The sequence below is a fragment of the Pseudomonas sp. URMO17WK12:I6 genome, from assembly GCF_003253625.1.
GTDB lineage: Bacteria > Pseudomonadota > Gammaproteobacteria > Pseudomonadales > Pseudomonadaceae > Aquipseudomonas.
In genome coordinates this window covers 1-23,173 of record NZ_QKYZ01000022.1, presented here as the reverse complement: position 1 = coordinate 23,173, position 23,173 = coordinate 1, and the positions used below count along the sequence as shown (strand labels likewise).

Annotated in this window: 21 protein-coding genes and 1 pseudogene; 15 read left to right on the top strand and 7 right to left on the bottom strand. The window is 53.0% G+C overall.

The annotated features are described in order from the left end of the window. Nucleotides 1-384 precede the first annotated feature (384 nt). The 3 genes from proX to F475_RS27360 are packed head-to-tail and all read right to left on the bottom strand — an operon-like array spanning nucleotide 385 to nucleotide 3,548. The gene (proX, locus tag F475_RS27370) at nucleotides 385-1,428 is read right to left on the bottom strand and encodes a glycine betaine/L-proline ABC transporter substrate-binding protein ProX (RefSeq protein ID WP_177431137.1); all 1,044 of its coding nucleotides are present in this window, start codon (nucleotides 1,426-1,428) and stop codon (nucleotides 385-387) included. Nucleotides 1,429-1,488: 60 nt separating this feature from the next. Next, complete coding sequence (gene proW, locus F475_RS27365) at nucleotides 1,489-2,502, bottom strand: glycine betaine/L-proline ABC transporter permease ProW (protein WP_256597258.1); 1,014 nt, start codon at nucleotides 2,500-2,502, stop codon at nucleotides 1,489-1,491. An 8-nt stretch (nucleotides 2,503-2,510) separates the two neighbouring features. Continuing rightward, nucleotides 2,511-3,548 carry a glycine betaine/L-proline ABC transporter ATP-binding protein gene (locus F475_RS27360; protein ID WP_111455198.1) on the bottom strand — a complete coding sequence of 346 codons (1,038 nt, stop codon included), beginning with the start codon at nucleotides 3,546-3,548 and terminating at the stop codon, nucleotides 2,511-2,513. 448 nt (nucleotides 3,549-3,996) lie between these two features. On the opposite strand from F475_RS27360, the gene F475_RS27355 reads away from it, so the two are divergent. Continuing rightward, a complete protein-coding gene (locus tag F475_RS27355; protein ID WP_177431136.1) occupies nucleotides 3,997-4,959 on the top strand; it encodes a LysR family transcriptional regulator in 963 nt (320 codons plus the stop codon). Nucleotides 4,960-5,062: 103 nt separating this feature from the next. Here the strand turns inward: F475_RS27355 and F475_RS27350 are convergent, their stop codons facing one another. Next, a complete protein-coding gene (locus F475_RS27350) occupies nucleotides 5,063-6,298 on the bottom strand; it encodes an aromatic ring-hydroxylating dioxygenase subunit alpha (RefSeq protein WP_111455250.1) in 1,236 nt (411 codons plus the stop codon). 644 nt (nucleotides 6,299-6,942) lie between these two features. On the opposite strand from F475_RS27350, the gene F475_RS27345 reads away from it, so the two are divergent. The 12 genes and pseudogenes from F475_RS27345 to F475_RS27290 form a co-directional block, all read left to right on the top strand. Further along, nucleotides 6,943-7,656, top strand: coding sequence for a GntR family transcriptional regulator (locus F475_RS27345; RefSeq protein ID WP_111455197.1), 714 nt, complete (start codon nucleotides 6,943-6,945; stop codon nucleotides 7,654-7,656). Beyond that, entirely contained in the window at nucleotides 7,653-8,564 is a 912-nt protein-coding gene (locus F475_RS27340) for a dihydrodipicolinate synthase family protein (RefSeq protein WP_111455196.1), read from the top strand. Before F475_RS27345 ends, F475_RS27340 begins: the two co-directional genes overlap by 4 nt. Then, nucleotides 8,557-10,074: an aldehyde dehydrogenase gene (locus F475_RS27335; protein WP_111455195.1), complete on the top strand. Its 1,518-nt coding sequence runs from the start codon at nucleotides 8,557-8,559 to the stop codon at nucleotides 10,072-10,074. Before F475_RS27340 ends, F475_RS27335 begins: the two co-directional genes overlap by 8 nt. Next, nucleotides 10,071-11,417, top strand: coding sequence for an FAD-binding oxidoreductase (locus F475_RS27330; protein ID WP_111455194.1), 1,347 nt, complete (start codon nucleotides 10,071-10,073; stop codon nucleotides 11,415-11,417). The genes F475_RS27335 and F475_RS27330 overlap by 4 nt, the downstream gene beginning before the upstream one ends. A gap of 68 nt (nucleotides 11,418-11,485) precedes the next feature. Further along, on the top strand, nucleotides 11,486-12,337 hold the full coding sequence (locus F475_RS27325) for a glycine betaine ABC transporter substrate-binding protein (protein ID WP_111455193.1): 852 nt from the start codon (nucleotides 11,486-11,488) through the stop codon (nucleotides 12,335-12,337). A 75-nt stretch (nucleotides 12,338-12,412) separates the two neighbouring features. Then, nucleotides 12,413-13,531 carry a glycine betaine/L-proline ABC transporter ATP-binding protein gene (locus F475_RS27320; protein WP_111455192.1) on the top strand — a complete coding sequence of 373 codons (1,119 nt, stop codon included), beginning with the start codon at nucleotides 12,413-12,415 and terminating at the stop codon, nucleotides 13,529-13,531. Beyond that, the gene (locus F475_RS27315; RefSeq protein ID WP_111455191.1) at nucleotides 13,528-14,376 is read left to right on the top strand and encodes a proline/glycine betaine ABC transporter permease; all 849 of its coding nucleotides are present in this window, start codon (nucleotides 13,528-13,530) and stop codon (nucleotides 14,374-14,376) included. Before F475_RS27320 ends, F475_RS27315 begins: the two co-directional genes overlap by 4 nt. After that, nucleotides 14,373-15,221, top strand: a complete 849-nt coding sequence (locus F475_RS27310) for a proline/glycine betaine ABC transporter permease (protein WP_111455190.1) — start codon at nucleotides 14,373-14,375, stop codon at nucleotides 15,219-15,221. The genes F475_RS27315 and F475_RS27310 overlap by 4 nt, the downstream gene beginning before the upstream one ends. A 12-nt stretch (nucleotides 15,222-15,233) precedes the next feature. After that, nucleotides 15,234-16,232: a 4-hydroxyproline epimerase gene (locus F475_RS27305; RefSeq protein ID WP_111455189.1), complete on the top strand. Its 999-nt coding sequence runs from the start codon at nucleotides 15,234-15,236 to the stop codon at nucleotides 16,230-16,232. Nucleotides 16,233-16,364: 132 nt separating this feature from the next. Beyond that, the gene (locus F475_RS27300; protein WP_111455188.1) at nucleotides 16,365-17,348 is read left to right on the top strand and encodes a GlxA family transcriptional regulator; all 984 of its coding nucleotides are present in this window, start codon (nucleotides 16,365-16,367) and stop codon (nucleotides 17,346-17,348) included. Nucleotides 17,349-17,452: 104 nt separating this feature from the next. Further along, the gene (locus tag F475_RS27295) at nucleotides 17,453-18,163 is read left to right on the top strand and encodes a DMT family transporter (RefSeq protein WP_256597251.1); all 711 of its coding nucleotides are present in this window, start codon (nucleotides 17,453-17,455) and stop codon (nucleotides 18,161-18,163) included. Nucleotides 18,164-18,354: 191 nt separating this feature from the next. Beyond that, nucleotides 18,355-18,716, top strand: a pseudogene (locus F475_RS27290) (SDR family oxidoreductase); the annotation flags it as partial. A 110-nt stretch (nucleotides 18,717-18,826) separates the two neighbouring features. Here F475_RS27290 and F475_RS27285 read toward each other — a convergent pair. Then, nucleotides 18,827-19,582, bottom strand: coding sequence for an SDR family NAD(P)-dependent oxidoreductase (locus F475_RS27285; protein WP_111455186.1), 756 nt, complete (start codon nucleotides 19,580-19,582; stop codon nucleotides 18,827-18,829). A 12-nt stretch (nucleotides 19,583-19,594) separates the two neighbouring features. After that, nucleotides 19,595-19,828, bottom strand: coding sequence for an SDR family oxidoreductase (locus tag F475_RS27280; protein WP_256597250.1), 234 nt, complete (start codon nucleotides 19,826-19,828; stop codon nucleotides 19,595-19,597). 618 nt (nucleotides 19,829-20,446) lie between these two features. On the opposite strand from F475_RS27280, the gene F475_RS27270 reads away from it, so the two are divergent. Continuing rightward, nucleotides 20,447-21,436, top strand: a complete 990-nt coding sequence (locus F475_RS27270) for an isopenicillin N synthase family oxygenase (RefSeq protein WP_111455183.1) — start codon at nucleotides 20,447-20,449, stop codon at nucleotides 21,434-21,436. A gap of 223 nt (nucleotides 21,437-21,659) precedes the next feature. After that, nucleotides 21,660-22,586, top strand: coding sequence for a glyoxylate/hydroxypyruvate reductase A (locus F475_RS27265; RefSeq protein ID WP_111455182.1), 927 nt, complete (start codon nucleotides 21,660-21,662; stop codon nucleotides 22,584-22,586). A 272-nt stretch (nucleotides 22,587-22,858) separates the two neighbouring features. Here F475_RS27265 and F475_RS27255 read toward each other — a convergent pair. Continuing rightward, nucleotides 22,859-23,173: UTRA domain-containing protein (locus F475_RS27255; protein ID WP_146602959.1), on the bottom strand; the 315-nt coding region annotated here is incomplete at its 5' end.

The window sequence follows — 23,173 nt, the reverse complement described above, 5'->3', positions numbered from 1 at the left end:
CATGACTACTCGAATGAGACATCGCGGGTTTCATATGTGTGCTGCTGACGCGGACTTCTGAAGACTTGGCGCCTGCACTCATACGTCGCTCTCTAACTACTCGGTGCTACGCCAAAGAAGTCGCGATAACGCATTGTGAAGTGACCCTCATGGGCATCCAGGCTATCAACGAAAAACCGCGTGCATATGCGGCGCACAATGGATGTAAGGCTCTGCCGTCGAACTAAAGGCGGCTGGACAGCTTATTGGCAAAGTAGTGGTCGTCAGCGAAAGCTTTGAACATGACGCTGGTTTGATTGTTGCGGGCTCCGGCTGCTGAATGCTGAAACGGATAAAAAGTTGCCCCGTGAAGGGCAACCTTTTAAGCAGTTTTAGAAGAGCTGATTATTTCTTTGCGGTGGTGGCATTAGCCGCTGCGCGCGCGTCCGCCAGCCAGCTGTCGTATTTCGCGCGATGGGCCGCGATCCATTCTTTGGCGTGCCGGGTGATGTCAGCTGCACTTTTTTCACCATTGTGCATTTTGAGATTTTGCGCGCTTTCATCGTCGGTAGTGATCTGCATTTCAGATAGATACTTCACAGCCGCCGGGTTTTTCTCTGCGAACTCTTTGTTGATGACCGCTTTGACACTGTCTACCGCGAAACCAAGGTTTTTACCATTGAAGGTAGTGTTGACATCGTTTTTGCCACCAGGGAGATCCGTACGCGGCACGGTTAACCAAACCACATCTTTACCTTCGACCAGAACACCGGAGATCCACTGAGGTACCCAGGTGTAATAGAGAATCGGCTTGCCTTCTTTGTAACGAGCAATGGTGTCAGCCATCAGGGCAAAATAGGAGCCCTGGTTATTGGAAACGGTCTTTTCCAAGCCATAGGCTTTCATATGGTGGGCAATGACCAGCTCACAGCCCCAGCCGGGGTTGCAACCAGTCAGGTCCGCTTTACCGTCGCCGTTGCTATCGAACAGCTTGGCAATCTCTGGCTTTTTCAAATCTTCAATAGAGGTGATGTGATACTGGTCAGCCGTTTTTTTATCGATCATGTAGCCCTGAAGTACGCCCGGCATGATATTGCCGATTTTTACCATCGTGTCATCGCCGCCGGCCTTAGCATAGAAAGATTTGTGTAGCTCCTCCCACAGATGAACCGAGAAATCAGCGTCACCATTGGCAATTGCAATCATCATGGTGGAAAATTCGGTTTCCTTCGGAGTCTGAACGTCGTAGCCCAATTCCTTGAGCCCCGCCATTGCAATCTCTCCGCGGAATCGCTCTTCGGCAATTGTCGGGAAAATTGGGGTGATCGATACCCCTTTTCCAGGCTCCTGCGCTGTGGCGGCTGATGCGAAAACAGGGGAAACCGCTAGTACTAAAAGCGCCACAGAGTGAATGAATTTCTGTTTTATTCCGAAGGTTGTGAAGTTCATTATCGTTTGCCTTGGCTGGATTAGAGAAGTTGGCATTTCTTTTGGTTCACGACGTTCCGCTTAGCGGAGTTGGCTCTCTTTGGGACTGACTTCTATTTTCGTAACAGCGTTTTTTCTCTTCAGGCGATAAATGACACCGGCTGGGCCTGTCTGGTACCAGTGCTCACCTTTGGTTGCCCTGTTACTGCGTTCGCCCATTGCCTGGGTCAATCGGTCGAGGAAAATCGCCAGCAATACCAGCCCCAATCCACCGACGGTTGCCAAGCCCATATCAAGACGGCCAATTCCTCGAAGCACCATCATTCCCAGTCCGCCAACGGAAATCATTGAGGCGATCACCACCATGGAAAGTGACAACATTAATGCCTGATTCAGACCCGCCATGATCGTCGGTGCAGCTAAAGGAAGCTGAACCCGTCTTAGCATTTGGCGTGGGGTGCATCCGAAAGCGCGGGCTGCTTCGACCTTGTCCTCCGGTACCTGGCGAATTCCCAGATTGGTGAGCCTGACCAGTGGTGCTACCGAAAAAATGATCGTGACCAGTACTCCCGGTACGTTGCCGATACCAAACAGCATCACCACGGGTACCAGGTAAACAAATGCAGGCAGTGTTTGCATTGCATCGAGTACCGGCCGCAGAAGCATTTCCAGTCGGTCACTCCGGGCACACAAGACGCCCAGCGGAATGCCAATGACTGCACAAAAAAACAGTGAAGTGAGTACCAAGGCGAGAGTGATCATGGCGTCATTCCAAACGCCGATTACCCCTAAGAGGGTGAGGGTGACGAAACAAAGGATTCCTATCTTCTTCCCTCCTACCTGCCAGCCGAAGAGTGTTGCAATAATAATGAATATTGACGGAGGAATAGCCAACAATCCGAACTGAATACCATTAAGTACTTGGTCGATTGGCCATCTTATCGAACGGAAAACCTCGCGGAAATTATGAACCAGAAAATTCAGGGCAACTTCTACCCATTGGCCCAAAGGTACGTTGATGGATTGAAATGGGTCTAGAAAATTGAATTCGTTCATGTCATCACCTGAATGTCCTTGCCTGGCAAGCCAGCAAATAAAGCCTATTAGTGTCGGCTCATTGTCTGAAGCAGTAGGCTCTTGGAGATCGTGCCTTTGAACACACCCTGGCGATCCAGCACGGCAACTGGATTAACGGCATCAGCAACGATGTGAAAGACGTCCTGCAGGAGTACATCGTCGCGAAGCGTAGGAGTGGATTGATCCATGGCGTACGGATGCTCTGCGCAGATTTTGGCAACATCACCAGCTTTGAGGATCTTCGAGGCATCAAAGCCTTTGAAGAAAGCTCTGACGTAATCGTTCGCGGGGTTGCACAGCAGCTCTTGCGGGGTACCGATCTGTACCACCCGGCCACCCTCCATGATCGCAATGCGATGGCCGATGCGAATCGCCTCGTCAATGTCATGGGAGATGAAGATGATCGTGCGATGTTGTTCTGCCTGCAGTCGGATCAGTTCGCCCTGCATTTCGTGGCGAATCAACGGGTCGAGTGCCGAGAAGGCTTCATCCATCAGCAGGATAGAGGGGTCATTGGCCAGCGCACGGGCCAGGCCTACCCGCTGTTGCATACCGCCGGACAGTTGGTGCGGATAGCTGTAGGCGTGGCCATCGAGTCCCACCTGTTTCAGTGCCTCTAGTGCACGTTTATGCCGTTCACTTTCCTCGACACCCGAGATTTCCAGGCCGAAAGCAACGTTGTCGATCACACTCATGTGGGGCATCAGGGCAAACGACTGAAACACCATGCTCATATCTTTGCGACGAACGCTGAGAAGATCAGCATCCGACAGGCCGGTGATTTCCTTTCCGTTGAGATGGATTGTGCCCGAGGTCGGTTCGATCAGTCGGTTGAACAGCCGAACCATCGTCGACTTTCCAGAACCGGAAAGCCCCATGATGACGAAAATCTCTCCACGTTTTACGGAGAAACTGGCGTCAAAAACGCCAACGACTTGACCGGTTTTGCTGAAAATTTCATTTTTATCAGCACCGCGAGCCAGCATCTCCATCGCGAGCTTCGGCTGAGTGCCAAAGACTTTGTAAATGTTTTTTACCGAGAGTATCTCGTCACCAAGACTCATAACCCCTCCTGCTGCAATTACGACGTAAGATCAAGAATTTAGACATACGTATCTTGATCAGTTAAGACGGTGCTTGTGGGGGCAGTCAAGCTGGGAGAACGGTTGGGAATTAGTCATTGTGACCATCCTCTTTATTATGTGATGTTTATTATTTTTGTTTTATCGGCGCTGAATTGAGCAGTTCCTTGAGAACCAAGTTATTACCTTATAGAGTCAGCGTCTAACAACATTTCTTCTGACCAATCAATAACGTCATGTTATCAATCATTTGATTATGTCAATTTGCGACTGGGGCAGTACTGGTTGCGAAGGCGACTGCCGCCGGCCCTGTCTTAGAACCTCTGTTTCAGCTACGCTCCAGCGTAGGCTCTAGGTTGAACCCTCTCGCCGAACTCGTCCCTAACGGCCTTGAAAAAGGCCCCGAACCGGATATCCAATACTTTAGGTTATGGTTAAGCACATCGATCCAGACATGACGCTGCTGAAAATGCCGTCTCTGAAAGCCGTGAAGTCATTTGTAGCCGCCGCCAAATATCAGAGTTTTACGCGTGCGGCAGAAGCACTGTGCGTTACTCAAGCGGCAATCAGCCGTCAGATTCGGGAGCTTGAGGCGTACCTTGGCGTGGAGCTTTTCAAAAGGGTGGGTCGGGCGGTCGAGTTGACGGAAGCCGGCACCATTTTTTTTGATGCTGCACAGATATCGTTCGTCAACATTTCCCAGGCGGCCGAGCGTATTCGTACCAACAATGCAGGCAAGCGCACTCTGACGCTTTGCTGTTCTCCAGCGTTTTCAGCCCTCTGGCTCGCAGCGAAGCTACCGGGTTTTTTTACCAAGAACGCAGACATCGACCTCAATCTAGTAACCACTCAAAACTTCTTGTCGATGGAACCGGGTGTAACTCCGGACATCTTCATCACAAAAATGGCCAGGATTCAGGATGGCTACCGTAGTTATCCGTTGTTTCATGATGTCATTTACCCGGTGTGCACGCCTCGTTACAAAGAGGAGCACCCTGAGCTGTCTAGCCTGGAAGGATTGCGCGACGGGGTTTTGCTAAACCTCAGTCCCTATGGCAGATCCCAGGTAGCGGAGCACGTTGACTGGGGCGTTTGGCTGGCTTATCACGATGTTGATATTGAGAAACGACCCCACGACAGCCCTCACGTTTTCAACGCGAATGACTACAACCTGGTGATCAGCATGGTGTTGACACACCAAGGCGTAGCGCTGGGCTGGAATCACCTGGTCGAAAACCTGATCGAAAACGGCACGCTGATTCGTCCGATCGAAGAAGAAGTGGTTCTCCATGAAAGCCAGCACTATCTGACATTCCGTGAAGATCGGGTCAATGACGACGCCTGTTGCCGACTACGCGACTGGATTCTCGCCCAGTTTTCCAGAGCTGTTTAGAGGATAGGAGTACTGGCGGAGCAATAACTCGGGTTACGGGGAGGGAGAGGTTTGGTGTGCCGGTGGTGATCATTCGTGGTTCTCACCACCGGCAGTGTTGCACTTAGCCGACAGATCTTAACGGGATCGTGTCATTAAGCTGTTCAAGCATCGTTTTGCAGTACCAATCATCAAACTGACACACACCAATTTCGCTGGCCACCGACAACGGGCCTGGCTCGTAAGCAGGGGAGCTGACCCCGACCTGTGCGCCTTCCACCAAGGTGCGGTCCTGGTCATTGGTTGCCAGCCAGACTTTGGTCAGTCGATCGATGTCGTAGTCGACACCTTCCTGCGCGTCCTTCTTGACGATCCATTTTGTAGTGACCAACGTCTCGCCGGGACCGATGGGCAGAACGCGGAAGCTCAGCGCGTGATCGCCCAGAAAGTGGTTCCAGGTTGATGGGTAGTTGAAATAAAGCAGCGCACCGATGTTGGCTTCACCGGTTGTGTCCAACCGCCCAGCGACCGCAGGCTTGCCATCCATTGTGTAACTGACGGCCCCGGAAAACAGGGGTATGCGCGTCATTCGGAAGCGACCGTCATCGTCCATGACCAATCGGCTAGGCAGGCCTGCCGCTTCGCAGCGATCCCAGTGCTCTTTGAGTTCGAGATCCTCATCACCGCCAGCGCCGCCCACTGATGGGTTGTCCACGAATGAGTGCATCAACTCCGGGTGAGTACAATCGCAGTGGTAGCACTCACGGTTGTTCTCGAAAACCAGTTTCCAGTTGCCTTTCTCGATGATGTTCGACTCAAACGCGACTTTGCAGTCGTCCAGGTTATGAGGCGCAACGAAAGGGGTGACGGATTTTCTGAAAGAAGAAAAGTCTGGGGCGACGTCAGCGACACACACATAGATGTACGTTTCGACGACCTCACAATGTACGGATTTCAAACCGTGTTGAGACTTGTCGAAATCGTCCCCCATGTTTCCGGCGAAAAGCAGTCTGCCATCCAGCTCGAATGTCCATTTGTGGTAAGGGCACACCAGCTTGGCGACCTTGCCGCTCGCTTCCGGGCACACCTTGGAGCCGCGATGACGGCAGGAGTTGTGGAACGCGCGAATCTGTTTATCTGCGCCGCGCACGATAGCGACAGGGTAATCGCCGATTTGCAGCGACAGGTACTGACCCGACTTCTCCAGCTCAAATGTGTGCCCTGCGAAGATCCAGCTTTTGTGCCAGATCTGTTCCAGATCCTGCCTGTAAACGTCTGGATCGCTATAAAGGGCACCTGGCAGCGCGTGGTCAGGCTTGCGCTGCGCGATTAGATTTGAAACTGCCGATTTAGTGCTCACGGTCAACACACTCCAAAATACCAAGGGGGCGACACGTTCGGCCGGCTCTGTGAGGTGGGGCCAAACGGTCTTGAGTTCGCAGTACCGTCTGTGGATGCAAGCCCATCAAACCGTGCTGCTTCTATCCGCGAACCGGAACGTTTTGCCACGTCCAGGAAGCGTCTTACGAAAAATGTGCCTTCTTGGATGGTGGTGCCATCTGTGCACTCATTTCGTTCGAGTCCTTACTAATGCAGACATTTTTGTAATGCCGACGTTTGCATCAATAGCAATTTTTCTAAAGCTCCTCATTCGAGCCCGGGCAAACAGATTCTAACTAATGGAACGAATGTACGAGAAATTCTCTTATCCAATTCGTCGGTAGAATATCGCTGTTGTAAGGCTACGACGGCAATCATTCATCAACAAGAAACATTTACTCTTATCAATGCATAAACAAATGTTATCGATTGACGTCGCAGCTTCGACGAGAAAATCTTATATCATTGAAAATAAAGGATATTTTATATTTTTCAACGAGTGAGGTGGCCATTTAGAAATGTATACGGCAGAAATACACTCTATTGACCGCCTTCTTAGCCCATGCCAGTCTGGATTCAACAGTTCACCGTACTAGTCGGTAAAACAACCTCTGGAGGTCATTTGTGAAAGGCAGCAAGAGTGCTCTTTACGAAGACTTGAAACGTCAGATTCTGACAATGGAACTTGATCCAGACGAAGCGCTGGACGAGGTTGTTATCAGTGAGCGTTATGGCCTATCGCGAACGCCTGTTCGTGAGGTTTTCAGACGTTTGGCTGGCGAAGGTTATATAGACATTCGAGAGAATCGAGGCGCCCGGGTCATTCCCATGAATTACGCGACTCTTCGAAACTTCTTTCTGGTAGCGCCAATGATTTACGCAGCCATTGGCCGCTTGGCGGTACAAAATTTCAAGCCACGTCATTTGATTGATTTAAAAGAGACCCAAAAACGCTTTCGCAAGGCCACTGTTTCAAAAGATGCACTTGCGATGGTTGTTGAGAACAATCGGTTTCACGCCATCATGGGCGAAATGGCTTGCAATCATTACCTGGAGCCTAGTCTAGGAAGACTGCTTATTGATCATGCTCGTATCGGCAATACGTTTTTTCGCCCGCAAAACAGCGACATGGAGAGACGTCTCGAACAATCTGCCGCACATCATGACGCTTTTATTGAAGCCATTGAACGGCATGATGAAAGCGCCGTAGTTGATCTCGTGTTTGAGCATTGGGAACTGTCCCGTGAAAACATGGAGATTTTTATCGCGCCTCAAGGCATCAAAGCTGACGCGCTCGTTGATCTTCCACTTAACTCGCATTCGGAGCATTTATCTTGAAATTTGAAGGTATTTATACGCCAGCAGTAACTCCTTATAACTCTGATGGGGAGATTGACTGGAATGTGTACTCGGAAGTTTTGGAGTCGCTGATTGAGGCGAAGGTGCACGGCATTATTATCGGCGGGTCGACCGGCGAGTATTATGCGCAGACCGCCGAAGAGCGCACCGAGTTGGCTGCCTACGCCAAAGATGTGATCGGCACACGGGTGCAACTGATCGTCAGTACCGGGGCCATTCGCACCGAAGATGCCGTTCAGTACGCCAAAGATGCCAAAGCGATCAAAGCGGACGCCATTCTCGTCACGTCCCCGCCTTACGCGCTGCCCACCTCACAGGAAAACGCGATTCACGCGCTGACTATCGATCGCGCAGCGGACTTGCCGATCATGCTTTACAACTATCCGGGGCGCATGTGCGTTTCGATGGACGAAGAATATTTCACGCGTGTCAGCCAATCGAAAAACGTCGTCGCCATCAAGGAAAGTTCCGGCGACATGGGCCAGGTGCATATGCTGGCCCGGCAGTTCCCCAATATCGCTTTGTCCTGCGGATGGGACGACCAGGCCCTCGAATTTTTTGCCTGGGGCGCCCGCAGTTGGGTGTGCGCAGGTTCCAACTTCCTGCCCAAGGAACACGTTGCGCTTTATGAGGCCTGCGTGATCGAAAAGAACTTCGACAAAGGCCGTCAAATCATGTCGGCAATGATGCCGCTGATGAATGCCCTGGACGGTGGCAAGTTCGTGCAGTCGATCAAGTACGGCTGCGAAGTTGCCGGATTGAAAGTCGGTAACGTGCGCCTGCCATTGCAGCCACTTGAAGCGGACGAAAAGCAGAGTTTCGCGTCGGTCATTACTGAACTCAAACGTAACGTAGCCAACATTTCTTCGGGAGCCAGCCATGGGTGATCTTCTGAGCAAGGCCGAATATGCCGCTCTGGCCAAAGACATTTCGTTGCCATCCAAGGCGTTCATCAATGGCGCGTTCAAGCCTGCGATCTCTGGCAAAACCTTCGCCACGAACAATCCGGCGACCGGTGACTTTTTGACCGACGTCGCAGCTTGTTCATCCGATGATGTCAATTTCGCGGTGAGCAATGCCAAGGAGGCCTTTGAGGATGGACGCTGGAGATCTATTTCTCCTCGGGAGCGCAAAGCGGTTCTGTTGAAGTTTGCAAACCTGCTTGAAGGCCATCAATACGAACTGGCCGTCCTCGAAAGCCTCGATAGCGGCAAACCGGTCAGTGAATGTCAGTTGGTCGACATCCCGGACACCATCCACACGATCCGCTGGCACGCAGAACTGATTGACAAGATTTATGACAACACCGCCCCGGTGGGCAGTGACGCGCTGACTATGGTGGTCCGGGAGCCGATCGGCGTGGTGGGCTGCGTATTGCCCTGGAACTTCCCGCTGCTGATGCTGGCCTGGAAAATCGGCCCGGCGCTCGCTGCGGGCTGTTCGGTCATCGTCAAACCTGCCGAACAAACGTCGTTGACCACGTTGCGCGTCGCTCAGCTGGCGTTTGAAGCCGGTATACCCGCCGGTGTCCTCAACATTGTTACCGGCACGGGTAAAGACGTTGGTGAGCCCATTGGTTTGCATAACGATGTCGACATGGTGAGCTTCACCGGCTCCACCGCTACCGGCCGCCGTTTCCTACATTACGCCGCCGATTCGAACCTGAAACGCATCGTCCTTGAGTGCGGCGGAAAAAATCCGGCCGTGGTGATGGACGATGCGCAAGACCTGGATCTCGTTGCTCAGCATGTCGTCAACGGCGCGTTCTGGAACATGGGCGAAAACTGCTCCGCGACTTCACGTCTGATCGTCCATGCGTCTGTTAAAGACGAACTGCTGGAGCGCATGGGCGCCTATATCCGCGAATGGAAGATGGGCGACCCACTCGATCCGCAGAACCGCGTCGGGTCGCTGGTCAGCTCAGAACATTTCGCAAAAGTCAAGTCGTACCTTGAGCACGCCGCCGCCGGAAAGCTTGAAGTTGTTTACGGTGGCGCGACCAAAGACGGTGCCTTCGTAGAGCCGACGGTGATTGACGGCGTGGATCGGAACAACCGGTTGTTCCAGGAAGAGATCTTCGGCCCGATTCTTTCGGTCACCACCTTCAACACGATCTCCGAAGCGATTGCGCTGGCCAATGACACGGTGTACGGCCTGGCGGCCTCGGTTTATACCGGCAGCCTGCGCCGTGCGATCAAGTTGTCGCGGGAAATTCGTGCGGGCATCGTCACCGTGAACTGCTTTGGTGAGGGCGACGCATCGACACCATTCGGTGGCTACAAGGAGTCGGGCTTCGGCGGTCGGGACAAATCCATTTTCGCCCATGACCAGTACACCGAAATCAAAACAATCTGGATCGATGTGTCTGATCGGTCGGATGAAGAGACCGAAAAATGAGCACCCATACCATCAAGCGCCTGCCGGTAGACACCGGGGTTTCAGGTTGGGAGGCGATTTCCGCACGCACTGCGCCTGTCCGCATGCTTGATGGAAACGTGACGGCGGATTGGCTGATTATCGGTGCCGGTTTTGCCGGCCTGTCCGCCGCTCGCAGACTTTCACAGTTACACCCGGGTGACAGCATTGTTGTGGTCGACGCTCATGAAGTCGCCAAGGGGCCGGCGGGCAGAAACTCTGGTTTCATGATCGATGTGCCGCACAGTCTGTCGTCCGGGGAATACTCCGTGGCGAGTGAGTCTGCTACTGCGATGGAAATCACGCAAAATCGCTTTGCGATCCATTTCGCTGCGCAGGCGGCACGCGAGTATGGCATGTCACCAGACACCTTCGACCCTTCAGGGAAGATCAACGCGGCCGCCACTGAGCGGGGATTGAAGCTGAACGTCAATTACGCCAAATCACTTGAGCGCATTGGCGAGAAGTTCGAGATGTTTGATGCAGCGCAAATGCGTGAAATCACCGGGTCCACCTATTACCAAGGTGGGATCTATACCCCCGGCGCAGTGTTGATTCAACCCGCACAATACATCAGAGACTTGGCAGCAGGGCTAGAAGGGAAAATCACGCTGTTCGAGCGCTCTCCGATTATTGAATTGACCAAGCAGGGAAGCGGTTGGACCGCTCGATCGCATAACGGGACGGTGCACGCACCCAAGGTCATTCTGGGGGTAAACGGCCACATTGAAGACTTTGGTCATTATCAAGGGCGCCTGCTGCACGTCTTCACTTACGCTTCCATGACGGCGGCGTACAGTGATGATGAATTCAGGAAAGAGGTGCCTGGCAAAGCCAAGTGGGCGTTGTTGCCGGCTGATCCAATGGGTGCGACCGTTCGCAAGATTTCTTCAGATGGTCTCTCGCGTATTGTGATTCGGACAAAGTTCACCTATGACCCGAGTATCCAGGTGACTCCAGAGCGTGTAGCTGCGGTGGCCAAAGAGCAGCGCCATTCCTTGGATGCCCGTTTTCCCGAATTGAAATCCACGACGTTGGAGTTCAGTTGGGCCGGCCGTCTGTGTTTGAGTCGTAACAGCGCCGCTGCATTTGGCGAAATTGAAGAAAACCTGTATTCGGCTTGCTGCGAAAATGGACTGGGTACAGTCAAAAGTACCTTCGCAGGCGTGATGGCTGCGGAGTTGGCATCAGGTACTCGCTCTGAGTTTCTCGATAGTTTCAGTCATGCACCAGGTCCCAGCAAGCTACCACCCAAAATAATAACGAAACTGGGCGTCAGTTCGGTCATTCGTTGGCATGAGTTTTGGGCCGGACGAGAAGGTTAACAAGTTTAAGTCGTCGGCTTTTCCAATAAAGGCCGTTTAACAAGTCACTAATAAGAACGGAATAATCCATGCGAAATATCTGGAAGGCATTCTGCGCGCTCGCGCTTGTGGGCATGATGAGTTTGCAGGCACACGCTGAAGAAAAAAACATAGTAATGGGAACCATGTCTTGGGAGGACTTGGTTCCTATCAGCGGCATTACCAAGAAGGTACTCGAGAACGCTGGATATACCGTAAAAGTAGTGGAGTTTTCCGAGTGGGGTATCGCCTACGCTGCACTCAGCAAAGGCGATATTCAAGTGTTGGCATCCCAGACTGATTACGCTGCAGCCGATTACTGGAAAAAGAATAAAAACAAAATCGAGAAGCTGTCGCCGGTCTCCTTTGGTCTTTATCAGGGCATGGCAGTACCCAGTTATGTGGACATCGACTCTATAGAACAGCTGAACGCAAACGCGGACAAACTGGGGAACAGAATCATAGGCATCGAGCCTGGGTCGGGTTTGATGAGTGACGCGAACAACGTTGTCAAAGCCTATGACATCAAGCTCAAGCTGGTCGAAGGCAGTACTTCCGCCATGACCGCGGCTTTAAAGTCGGCAGTCGACCGCAAAGAATGGGTGGCGGTAACCGTCTGGGATCCTTCGTGGATGACCAAGAAATTTGATCTCAAATTCTTGAAAGATCCAAAAGGTGTCTTCCCGCCATTGCAAGGTTACTACTGGATCGGACACAAAGGCTTCGCTGAAGCCAATCCGCGTGCGCGTGAACTAATGGCCAGCGTTTATGTGCCTATCTCGGACATCACCGCGATGAATGCGGAAGTCAAGGATGGTAAGACCATGGACGAGGCCATCAAGGGCTGGATTGATAGTCATACAGACCTTGTAAATCGTTGGGGAAATATCAAGAACTATTAAGTTTTGTTTGTTTGCCACTGCCGCCCTTTGATTAATTAAAGAAACCAGCAAACAACTGGTTCGATGGATTGCGAAATGACAATGGCCACAATGAATACTGACGAAGTGCTGGTAGATTGCCAGTCGGTTTGGAAAATCTTCGGTAAAAGTGCACCGGCAGCCATGGATGCGGTTGTCCAGCAAGGTCTTTCTAAGACCCAGATCCTGCAAAACTACGGCTGCGTGGTCGGGGTTTCCGATGTCAGTCTCCAGGTTCGCCGGGGGGAAATCTTTTGCATCATGGGTTTGTCCGGCAGTGGCAAATCTACTCTTATAAGGTTGCTCAATAAGCTGATCACCCCTAGCTCGGGGAAGGTGCTGGTCAAAGGCAAAGACGTTTCATCCTTGTCGCCGGCACAGCTGCGAGAGGTGAGGGCGCGTCACATCGGCATGGTCTTTCAAAGCGTTGCCTTGCTGCCTAACCGTACGGTTCTTGAGAACACCGCGTTTGGCCTGGAAGTGCAGGGTGTGGGCAAGGCTGAGCGTTACAAAGTGGCCGAGCAGGCGCTGGCGAAGGTCGGATTGAGCGAATGGACTTCGCGCTATCCCAGCGAGCTGTCCGGGGGCATGCAACAACGGGTCGGGCTGGCGCGTGCACTGACTGCCGATCCAGAAGTGATTTTGATGGATGAGCCGTTCAGCGCGCTTGATCCGCTGATTCGCCGACAGTTGCAGGACGAGTTCCGCCAGCTGACCAAGGAGCTGGGCAAGTCCGCGGTCTTTATTACACACGATCTGGACGAGGCCATACGAATCGGTGATCGCATTGCGATCATGAAGGATGGCGCCATCATTCAGGTCGGCACCGCCGAGGAGATCGTGCTCAACCCGGCTGACGACTACGTGGCTGAATTTGTCGCCGGCATTTCCCGGCTTCATCTGGTGAAGGCTCACTCGGTCATGACATCTGTCCAGGCCTACAAGGCAACACACCCGACTTGCGATACCTCCAGGCTCACCAAAACCTCGCTTGACGCTGATATTAATGAGCTTATCGGATTGACGATGAAGTCCGAGCGCGACGCTCTAGCCGTCGTCGATAACGGAACAGTGGTAGGGGTCATTACGCCCCGTGATTTGCTGCGTGGCGTTCAAGGTACTCCAAACGAATTCGCGCCAGTGCCAACCACCAGCGCGATGGAGGCGTCCGCATGAGCACGCCAGATTTTTCCAGTCAGTTTGATACATCGGTTGATTCAGGACTGGAATGGCTTTCGGATAATGGAGAGTTCGTGTTCGATGCCGTCAATGCGGTGCTGAAGGGCGTGTACGAAGGCGTCCTGTGGTGTATCGCCTATCCACCACATTATCTCGTAGCGGTTGTCATGGCGTTGATTGGCTGGCGTGTTGCTGGCGTTCGCTTTGCGATTTTCGCAGGTTTGGCCTTGGTGTTTTGCGACATCATTGGTTTGTGGCCAGAGACAGTCAGCACGCTTGCCCTGGTGCTCACCGCTACCGTGCTGGCACTGGCTGTCGCAATTCCACTAGGCGTCATCGCTGGTCTTGCGCCTGCCTTTGATCGTGTGGTTGATCCTTGTCTGGATTTGATTCAAACGATGCCGCCCTACATCTACCTGCTACCGGCCATTGCACTGCTCGGCTACGGCCCAGCCACGGCGCTGTTGGCGACTTTTATCGTCGCGCTTCCCCCGGCTCTACGACTGACCTCCCTGGGTATTCGTATGACGTCCAAGGGGTTCATCGAATTGGGAGACGCCAGCGGCGTGACTGGGATGCAGATGTTTTTCAAGATCCGCTTACCATTCGCCATGCCCAGCATCATGGCCGGCGTTAACCAGAGCCTGATGATGGCGTTCGGTATGGTGGTCATCGCCGGCATCGTGGGGTCGGGCGGTTTGGGCGAGGCGATTTACGGTTCCATCCGTACATTGGATATCGCCAAGTCGATCAACGCGGCCATCGCTATCGTCATTCTGACTATGATTCTGGATCGTCTGGCACAGAGCGCTGCACGGACGAAGGTGGGGGCTTCCCAATGACAACGCACATTCAGTTTTCTCCAGGCGATTACCTGGCTCCTGCCGTTGATTGGCTGAACACGAATTTACATGGCTTGTTCAAAGGGATCAGTCAGGTCGTTGAGGCGGTACTCGGTGCAGTGGAGGCAGCGCTGCTTGCTCCCCATCCGTATTTATTCATCGGTATTGTCGTCGTCGCGGCCTTCTTTTTTGCCAATAAGCGGGTCGCTGTTTTCGCTGCGGTGATGTTGGCTTTTTGTTTATTCGCCGGCCTTTGGGTCGCGTCCATCCAGACGATCGCGCTCGTCAGCGTGGCGGTTCTGATCTCGGTGGCCATCGCTTTCCCGTTGGGGGTTTTGGCTGCCCGAGTGAAGCGTGTAGATGAAGCATTGCTGCCTATTCTGAACATCATGCAAACGGTACCGCCTTGGGTTTACTTGATCCCAGCAGTGATGCTGTTCAGCTTGGGACGGGTACCCGCGATCATTGCAACGATTGTTTACGGCATCCCGCCGATGCTCAGATTGACGACCCTGGCCTTCAAGCAGCTACCCAAGGATCTCCTTGAGTTGGGCCAGGCATCCGGTGCTTCACCTAAAGACATTCTGTTCAAAATTGAACTGCCGACTGCTGCACCCACGCTGTTGGTAGGCCTGAACCAATGCATCCTCATGTCGCTGGCGATGGTGGTGCTGGCCGGTCTCGTGGGGGCAGGGGGGTTGGGGGCTGAGGTTACCCGTGGCCTCTCCAGGATGGAGATGGGCTTGGGGCTGCGAGCAGGTTTGGCCATTGTCGCTATTGCGCTGCTGTTGGATCGACTGTCACGGGGCGCGTTGCAGCGTCACTCTCCCAGCAAACTCCTTTGAAAGGGTCTAAGTATGAGACGCAGCTTTTTTTGCATTGATTCGCACGCCTGCGGCAACCCGGTACGGGTGGTAGCGGGCGGAGCACCGCTGATGCCCTCTGTGTCGATGGCGGAGCGGCGCGATATTTTCGTGCGTGATCACGACTGGGTCCGCACCGCTTTGATGTTCGAGCCTCGGGGGCACGACATCATGTCTGGCGTCATCATCTATCCATCGGTACGTGATGACTGCGACTTCGGTGCGTTGTTTATCGAAGTCAGCGGCTGCCTGCCGATGTGTGGAGCGGGCACTATCGGATTATCGACCGTGGTCATTGAAGAGGGCTTGGTGACACCTCGTGAGCCGGGAAAACTGGCTATTGAAACACCGGCGGGACGGGTCGATGTCGAATACACCATGGGCGGCGAATTTGTTGAGTCGATTCGCTTGTTCAACGTATCCAGCTACCTGCACAGCGCCGATGTGGTGGTGGAAGTACCTGGTATTGGTACGTTTACGGTGGACATCGCCTACGGCGGGAATTTTTACGCGGTGGTCGAACCACAGGAATGCTGGACTGGATTCGAAGGGCAGACGATGGCTGACATTGTGGGATTGAGTCAGAAGCTGCGCGCAGCGCTCTCGGCCATTTGTGACCCTGTGCATCCAGAGAACAGCAGAATCAGTGGTGTTCACCACATCATCTGGTGTGACAAACCACACAGTAGAACCGTGCATGGCCGCTGTGCAGTGTTCTACGGCGATAAAGCTATTGATCGTTCTCCCGGCGGTACCGGCACTTCGGCCCGGATGGCTCAGCTCTTCGGAAAGGGGCGGCTGAACGTCGGCGGCATTTACCGACTTGAAAGTCTGATCGGCACGATCTACGAAGGAAAGGTTGAGGCGTCGGTAAAAGTCGGAACCTTCGACGGCATGAAGCCAAGTGTCAGCGGCTGGGCTGAGGTGATAGGTCATAACACCATTTTCGTTGATGACAAAGACCCCCTAGCACACGGATTCCAGCTCGCATAAACAGTTTGGTCACGGCGCCAGCGGTTGATTCTTCGAAAGCGTAGATTCAACCGTGGTTTTCACAAAGGCAGCGTTTTTCAGTGTAAAGAAGCGAGGCGTAAAGTGATCGAACGACGAGATTTCAGCGGGTGTATGAAAGGTAAAAACTTGCGTTATCTGGAACAGACCCGGGGTGAGCCGGCAGCTCATGCCCGGGCAGGGTTTTTACTGCTTGAGCACTTCTCGTTGCCTGCATTTACGCAAGCGCTCGATACGATTGTCACTGCCAACCTGTTGCGTCCCACGTTGTTCTCGTCACGCACCTTTGGATTGCAGGATGGTGAGGTAACCAGCGACCTCGGCCTCGTAATTCGACCAGATGCGCGTTTGGAGGTCGCAGCACTCAAAGACCTTAATTTGTTGGTCATATGCGGCGGCTACCGCACCGAACTCAAAGTCAATCACGAGCTGATCAGCATCATCAAAACAGCATCGGAGCTGAGCATCACACTCGCAGGACTGTGGAATGGAGCGTGGTTCTTGGGCGTTTCAGGTTTGCTTGAAGGGTATCGTTGCGCGATTCATCCCGAACACCGGCCCGCGCTTGCAGAGATTTCAAAAGTCACGCATGTCACCAGTGAAGCATTTGTCATGGATCGAGACAGGCTCACGGCTTCGAGTCCGGCGGGTGCTTTTCACATGGCCCTGGAGTGGATCAAGGGGCTGCATGGCAAGGCGCTTGTTGAGGGCATCGAAGACATTCTTTCTTTCGAAGAGTCGCGGTATCGGCGTATCAAACCGACGCAGAACATCTCGTTGAGCGCCCCCCTTAAAGAGGTGGTCAAGCTGATGGACGCCAACCTTGAAGAGCCACTACAAATGGACCAACTGGCGGTCTATGTCGGACGTTCCCGTCGACAAATAGAGCGCTTGTTCAAAGAACAGCTGGGTACCACACCGCAACGGTATTACCTGGAACTACGTATTACCGAAGCACGGCGATTGCTTCAGCACACAGAGCTGTCCCAGGTTGATGTGCTGGTCGCATGTGGCTTTGTTTCCCCGAGTCATTTCAGCAAATGCTACAGCTCGTATTTTGGTTACCGGCCTTCGAGAGAAACTCGGCTGGTGAAATAGAGAGCGCCTGTTCAACTGGCGGTGTTTACGGCGACGATGGGCTATCGAACACGCTAAGGAGGAGGGCAGGACCGAGGTGCGATTGAATAGCGGAGCACTTAACTTTGCCCACCGTTACCGCCAGCCCTGGGGTGGCGAGGCCTCAACTCGGAATTTTGCTATGCCTGCTTTCAATGCTTATTTTTGCGAGCCAGGACGGAATAACCAAGGTGCTTGTCAAAAACTTCCCGGTCGCGCAACTGGTGATGGTGCGTTATTGGGTGTTTGTCGTTTTTGCCCTCGGATATGCCGACTACCAAGGCAGGGTCAAGGCGTCGTTTCGCAGTAATCACCCTTGCCTCCAAATAATTCGAGCGCTGTTAGCCGCGGGTGAAACCATACTCTTTGCAGTAGGGTTACGTTATTTGGGGCTGGCTGAAATGCACGCGCTCTATGCGGTATTTCCGCTGATGACGCTGGTATTAGCGGGGGGCGTGCTTGGGGAGTTCATAGGCCTTCGGCGTTGGGTTGCTGCGGCCATAGGGTTCACCGGGACACTGATCATCCTTCGACCAGGCGCTGGCGTTTTTGAACTGACGGCGCTGATTCCCCTGTTGGCGGCTCTTGGGTTCGCCGTGTTCAACGTACTGACACGCCGGATTAGCCAGCACGACTCCTTTGCTACAAACATGGTCTTTATGGCAAGTGTGGGTGCCCTGACGATCACTTTTATGGGGCTGCCCGCATGGGGTACTCCTACTCCCGTCCAAGCCCTGTTGCTGGGATTCTTTTCATTGGCGGGAGTAGTGGCTCAGATTCTCCTCATCAGGCACTGAAGTACGCGACTGCCTCAGCTCTGGCCTTTCAACTATGCGCTTCTCGTGTTCGCCACGTTGATTGGTGTAATGGTTTTTGCCGAGCGCCCTGATATTTGGGTGATTGTCGGAGCCGCGTTGGTGATTATCGGGGGGACTGTATGCGATTAAGGCGAAAACGTGAACACTCCGCAGGGTTTTGAAGTGGAAGGATGCGCATCAGACGCTACGGCCGTATCGTCAATCTCCGTTCCACGACTGGCACTCGAGCCGGTAATCCGGGAGAGGCGGCTTATGCGGTGGCCAAAGCCGGAATGGTGGGTATGAACATGAGCCTGGCCCTTGAGGTCACGCGATATCGAATCACTGTGAACTCGGTCGCACCTGGCTGGATTACCACTGGGTCAAGCACTCCAGAGGATGTGAAGGCAGCGAAGTATATTCCGGTTGGCATGGCAGGTCGCCGGGAGGAAGTGGCTGATGCCGTTACGCTCCTTGCCTCAACTGAGTCCAGTCACATCACTGGTGAGTTGGTGGTGGCAATTACCTGATAGAGAACAAAACGCCCAAGTGATAAAGCATTGCCCGCCGCAAAAATTTTGCAACGGGCGAAAGTGTGGCTCCGTGCAACCTGCAACGGAGATGGGTGCGTGGCGCCCTCCGTTGCAAGTCGGGCTGATTCGATCAAAATGGTAATGGCAGTTTTGTCGTGCGACCTCCGTCCACCACAAGCACTTGCCCGGTGATAAAGGCCGAAGATTCTGAGGCCAGAAAAACGACTGTCCCTCCAATATCCGCCGGCAATCCGGTACGTCCAACCGGATGAAGGCGCAGGAGCGCCTGACGCGCCGCACGAGGATCAGTTTGGTTGGCGAGATACGCATCACTTAACTCAGAATTGATCCATCCAGGAGCGATGGCGTTGCAGCGAATGCTGTCCCTTCCCAGATCGACCGCCAAGGCCCTGGTTAATCCATGGATGCCCGCTTTGGAGGCACAATACGCGGCATGTTCAGGGTTAGAACCTATTCCTTCGATCGATCCAATGTTGATGATGCTGCCACCGCCCCGCTGTCGCATCTGTGGCACCAATGCCCTGCACAAGAATGCCGGCGCACGCAGATTGACAGCCATCATGCGATCCCAATCTTCCTCGGTCATGTCATCAAGGGATTTTTCGAACATGAACCCGGCATTGTTGACCAGGACATCGACTCCGCCGAGCTGCTCCTGCGCTACTTGCGCGATCAAACCAGGTGACTCCACCGAGGCAAGATCTGCCTCGACGAAATAGACTCGGGGGTGATTTTGCAACTCGGCATCCAGTGCCTGGCGCTGAGCAATCAACACTGAAGCCCCCACCTCAAGCAGTTGTTCGGTAATACCCCGGCCAATACCTCTGCCGCCCCCGGTAACCACTACATTTTTACCGTTAAGCATTGCTTTCTCTCTTTAGCCTGATACCGGCTTGACGCCTGTGACTTCTACTGTTTCACCGGCGATGTACTTCGCCTCGTCGGACGCCAGAAACGCGATCACATCCGCGATATCTTCGGACTCGGCGATACGGCCTAGTGGCACGTTCTTGTTCAGCTCTTGCACTGCCTTGTCCGGATCCGGACCTCGACGTTCAAATCCGCTGCGTATCCTGGGGGTAATGATTTCGTGCGGGCAGATGGCATTCACACGGATTACCAGAGGGCACAATCGCGGCCCAAATTCTTGGTCAAAACCGCAACGGCCCCATTGTTGGTGCAATACACCACGTAGGCGGAGCCAGGATAAATCCCCAAACGGATGATGTATTGACGATCGCAGTGCCTGGGCGGTTTTTCATGTGTGGTATGGGGTTGCAGCGAGGGATCGCCGGACATGTGTTGTGCTCCTGGAGCAGAACATTGGGATTGGTGTTGACATAACGGTACGTCTAATGTTCATGTTCGTCAATTATAATGACATAGGTGTACATTTTGCTTGCATCACCAAAAAACCAGGATTAACATCCGTTAAAACAGGGGCTGATCTGGCTCATTTGCGCCGGTCGTCCAATGCATCGATCCATGATTCCTTGAGGGATTTATGAAAGTGCTCGTAGCGGTAAAGCGCGCCATCGACCCGAACGTAAAAATTGGCTTGAAAGGAGACGTCCAGGTATCGACGCGAATGGCCTGCAAATTGCGTTTAACCCTTTGTGTCGTCGCATGCGGACGCGCTGTTGAGTAGAGTGGTTCAGTAAGATTAAAGAGGCGCCGTGGTGCTTTCTGAATCTGCTGTCTTATTGATATTTGGAAGAGGAGAGCATCCGTGAGAGAGTTATCTGATATTCGTCTGGCTAGCAAGCAAACAGCTTTTACTGAAATCCCAATCATAGATGTTTCCCAACTTCTAAGCGGCGATAATCCGATGCAGGTGGCTAGCCAAATAGGTGATGCATGCGAAAAGGTGGGTTTTTTTTATATTAAAGACCATGGTGTCGATCAACAATTGATAGATGAGATGTACGCGCTGAGCAAGGCTTTTTTTAAACTCCCGTACGAAGAGAAAAATAAACTTAATGTTGTCAAATCCGGGCGTACGCTACGCGGCTATATACCCATGTATGCGGAAAACGTAGATCCCGCCAACACCCGCGATTTTAAAGAGTGTTTTGATTACGGAGCCCATTACGATGAGGTTTCTCCATTTTTTGGTCCTAATCAAATGCCGTCAGCGCTGCCGCAATTCGAGAAGGTTGCCGAAGCTTATCATTCCGCTATATTGGCGCTCGCGAGAATGCTCATCGGCGGGATTGCGCTGAGTTTGGGGTTGCCACAAGATTACTTTGAGCATCTTCAGCGTAAGCCCATCACAATTCAGCGAATTTTGCGTTACCCGCCCCAGATCGGAAGGGTTTCCCAAGAAGAAATTGGTATTGGGGCTCACACAGACTACGGTTTCTTGACTGTCCTGTCCCAGGATGCAGTTGGCGGTTTGCAAGTCAGGAATCGTGCAGGGGAGTGGGTTACTGCCCCACCAGTTGAAGGCACGTTTATCGTCAACATTGGTGATTTAGTTCAAACGCTCACCAATGATCGTTATACCTCGACAATGCATCGTGTCATAAATACCAGTGGACTAGAGCGTTATTCAATACCTTTCTTTATTGATTTGGATTTCGATGCGGTTGTTGAGTCTGTGCCAACCTGCGTGAGCGAAGCTTCACCCGCAAAATATGAAGCATACACATGTGGTAACCACAAATTTAAGCGATTCGTTGATAGCTATGAGCATCTGAAAGAAACCGAGAAGGTGTGATCGCTCTTCTGACTGCCCAAATGCCTGCTTCAGATATCGTTGAGTCATCATTTAGGCTTTAAACTCAGCGAAGTATTCAAGATTGCGGGGTTCACCATCAGAGTAAGGGCGTGTTGGAAGACAGTTAGCTGATTTTGTCTATACCGTTGCAGATACATATGCGGGAAAGGACGAGGCGCTACATGGAGCGCCTCATGCTCGAAACTTCCATAAGGAGTTTTCCATGTGCATCCTATACATGGCAGACCCCGCCGACGCGGAGAAATGGCGGGATAGCCTATCAACACTCACCGCTGAACTTGAGTTCCGCCAATGGCCTGATATCGGCAACCCGGCAGAGGTGCACTACATCTTGGCTTGGGAGCCTCTCACCAACCTTGCGGAACAGTTTAGCAATCTTCGAATCATCTACGCTGCAGGGGCTGGGGTTGATCAGTTCGATTTGGCCAGCTTGCCTGGACACGTGTCGCTAATTCGACTGGTAGATAGCTCGATGGCTGACATCATGGCCGAGTATGTTCTGTTTGGTGTGATTGCCTTGCATCGAGACATCCTCGCTTATCAAGAGGATCAGCGCAGCGGCCGCTGGCATCCTAAACCCATCGTCCGCGCTTCACAGCGGCGTGTCGGTGTCATGGGGGTTGGCAATCTCGGACGAGCTGCGCTTGATCGCCTTCAACCATTGGGATTTCAGCTCAGTGGCTGGAATCGTTCTTTGAAGGATGTACCTGGCGGAAGCTGTTACGTCGGCCGAGATCAGCTTGATGAGTTTTTAGGGCAATGCGATATCTTGGTAAACATGCTTCCACTAACACCCGATACAGACGGGATACTCAATGCTGCAAGGCTTGCTTGTCTTCCTCGCGGCGCTGGACTCATTAACGTAGGACGTGGTGCCCACGTGATAGAGCGGGATCTGCTTGAAGCGTTGGATGAAGGCCGTTTGGGAGGTGCTGTATTGGATGTATTGGTACAAGAGCCTCCCTCGCAAGATAGCCCTGTCTGGAAACATCCGCGCATATTATTGACACCTCATGTCGCGAGCGATGTACAGATATCGGGCGCTGTGGCAGTGATAGTCGAGAATCTCGCCAGAGAAAAAGAGCGAAAGCCTTTAGTGAATGTAGTCGATCGCTTGAAGGGCTATTGAATCCAGGGAAGCATCGGCGCCACGCGAATCACAAGACACGCCTTGGCGTGTCTTGTGATTTTTCAGACGATGCTCATCGATGCAACAGGCTCCCGCGAGGTAGCGCGTGCAGCCAGAAAGGCAAGCACAGCTAGTGCTCAACTCGAATGTCGCTTGATACCCGATTGAGTCAAAGACGAACCCGGCAACCGTTGCGCCCGATGCAGCAGGCAAGCTCACCTATGACGGGGCGCCCGTGAGGTTACGATGAGCGTTTTCGGTAAGTGGCCGATCTACCGACCACTTGTGGATTTGAAGACACCACTCAAGACAAAGGCATAACGTTCCGGGCGGATGTAGAAGGTCGTACGGTCGCAGCAGCGGCCGTCGGCAAACCAGGAGGTGCGCTCCATGACCAGCAGTGCCGCGCCACGTTTGATGTGCAAGGCACTGGCCAGGTGTTTATCGGCTTCTTGCGCGCGGATCGCCAGATCGGCTCGGGTGACCGCCATGCCAGTGATCGACTCGAGAATGGAGTAAATCGGTTGATGCTCGACTTCAGTCCAGACCACGCTGGCCAATTCGGCCGGTAAATGGCTGCGGCCCAG

Bases quoted from the DNA above. Each gene is read 5' to 3' on its own strand.
- proX (WP_177431137.1), bottom strand. From the start codon at position 1,428: ATGAACTTCACAACCTTCGGAATAAAACAGAAATTCATTCACTCTGTG.
- F475_RS27360 (WP_111455198.1), bottom strand. From the start codon at position 3,548: ATGAGTCTTGGTGACGAGATACTCTCGGTAAAAAACATTTACAAAGTC.
- F475_RS27355 (WP_177431136.1), top strand. From the start codon at position 3,997: ATGGTTAAGCACATCGATCCAGACATGACGCTGCTGAAAATGCCGTCT.
- F475_RS27335 (WP_111455195.1), top strand. From the start codon at position 8,557: ATGGGTGATCTTCTGAGCAAGGCCGAATATGCCGCTCTGGCCAAAGAC.
- F475_RS27330 (WP_111455194.1), top strand. From the start codon at position 10,071: ATGAGCACCCATACCATCAAGCGCCTGCCGGTAGACACCGGGGTTTCA.
- F475_RS27325 (WP_111455193.1), top strand. From the start codon at position 11,486: ATGCGAAATATCTGGAAGGCATTCTGCGCGCTCGCGCTTGTGGGCATG.
- F475_RS27320 (WP_111455192.1), top strand. From the start codon at position 12,413: ATGACAATGGCCACAATGAATACTGACGAAGTGCTGGTAGATTGCCAG.
- F475_RS27315 (WP_111455191.1), top strand. From the start codon at position 13,528: ATGAGCACGCCAGATTTTTCCAGTCAGTTTGATACATCGGTTGATTCA.
- F475_RS27310 (WP_111455190.1), top strand. From the start codon at position 14,373: ATGACAACGCACATTCAGTTTTCTCCAGGCGATTACCTGGCTCCTGCC.
- F475_RS27305 (WP_111455189.1), top strand. From the start codon at position 15,234: ATGAGACGCAGCTTTTTTTGCATTGATTCGCACGCCTGCGGCAACCCG.
- F475_RS27300 (WP_111455188.1), top strand. From the start codon at position 16,365: ATGAAAGGTAAAAACTTGCGTTATCTGGAACAGACCCGGGGTGAGCCG.
- F475_RS27285 (WP_111455186.1), bottom strand. From the start codon at position 19,582: ATGCTTAACGGTAAAAATGTAGTGGTTACCGGGGGCGGCAGAGGTATT.
- F475_RS27265 (WP_111455182.1), top strand. From the start codon at position 21,660: ATGTGCATCCTATACATGGCAGACCCCGCCGACGCGGAGAAATGGCGG.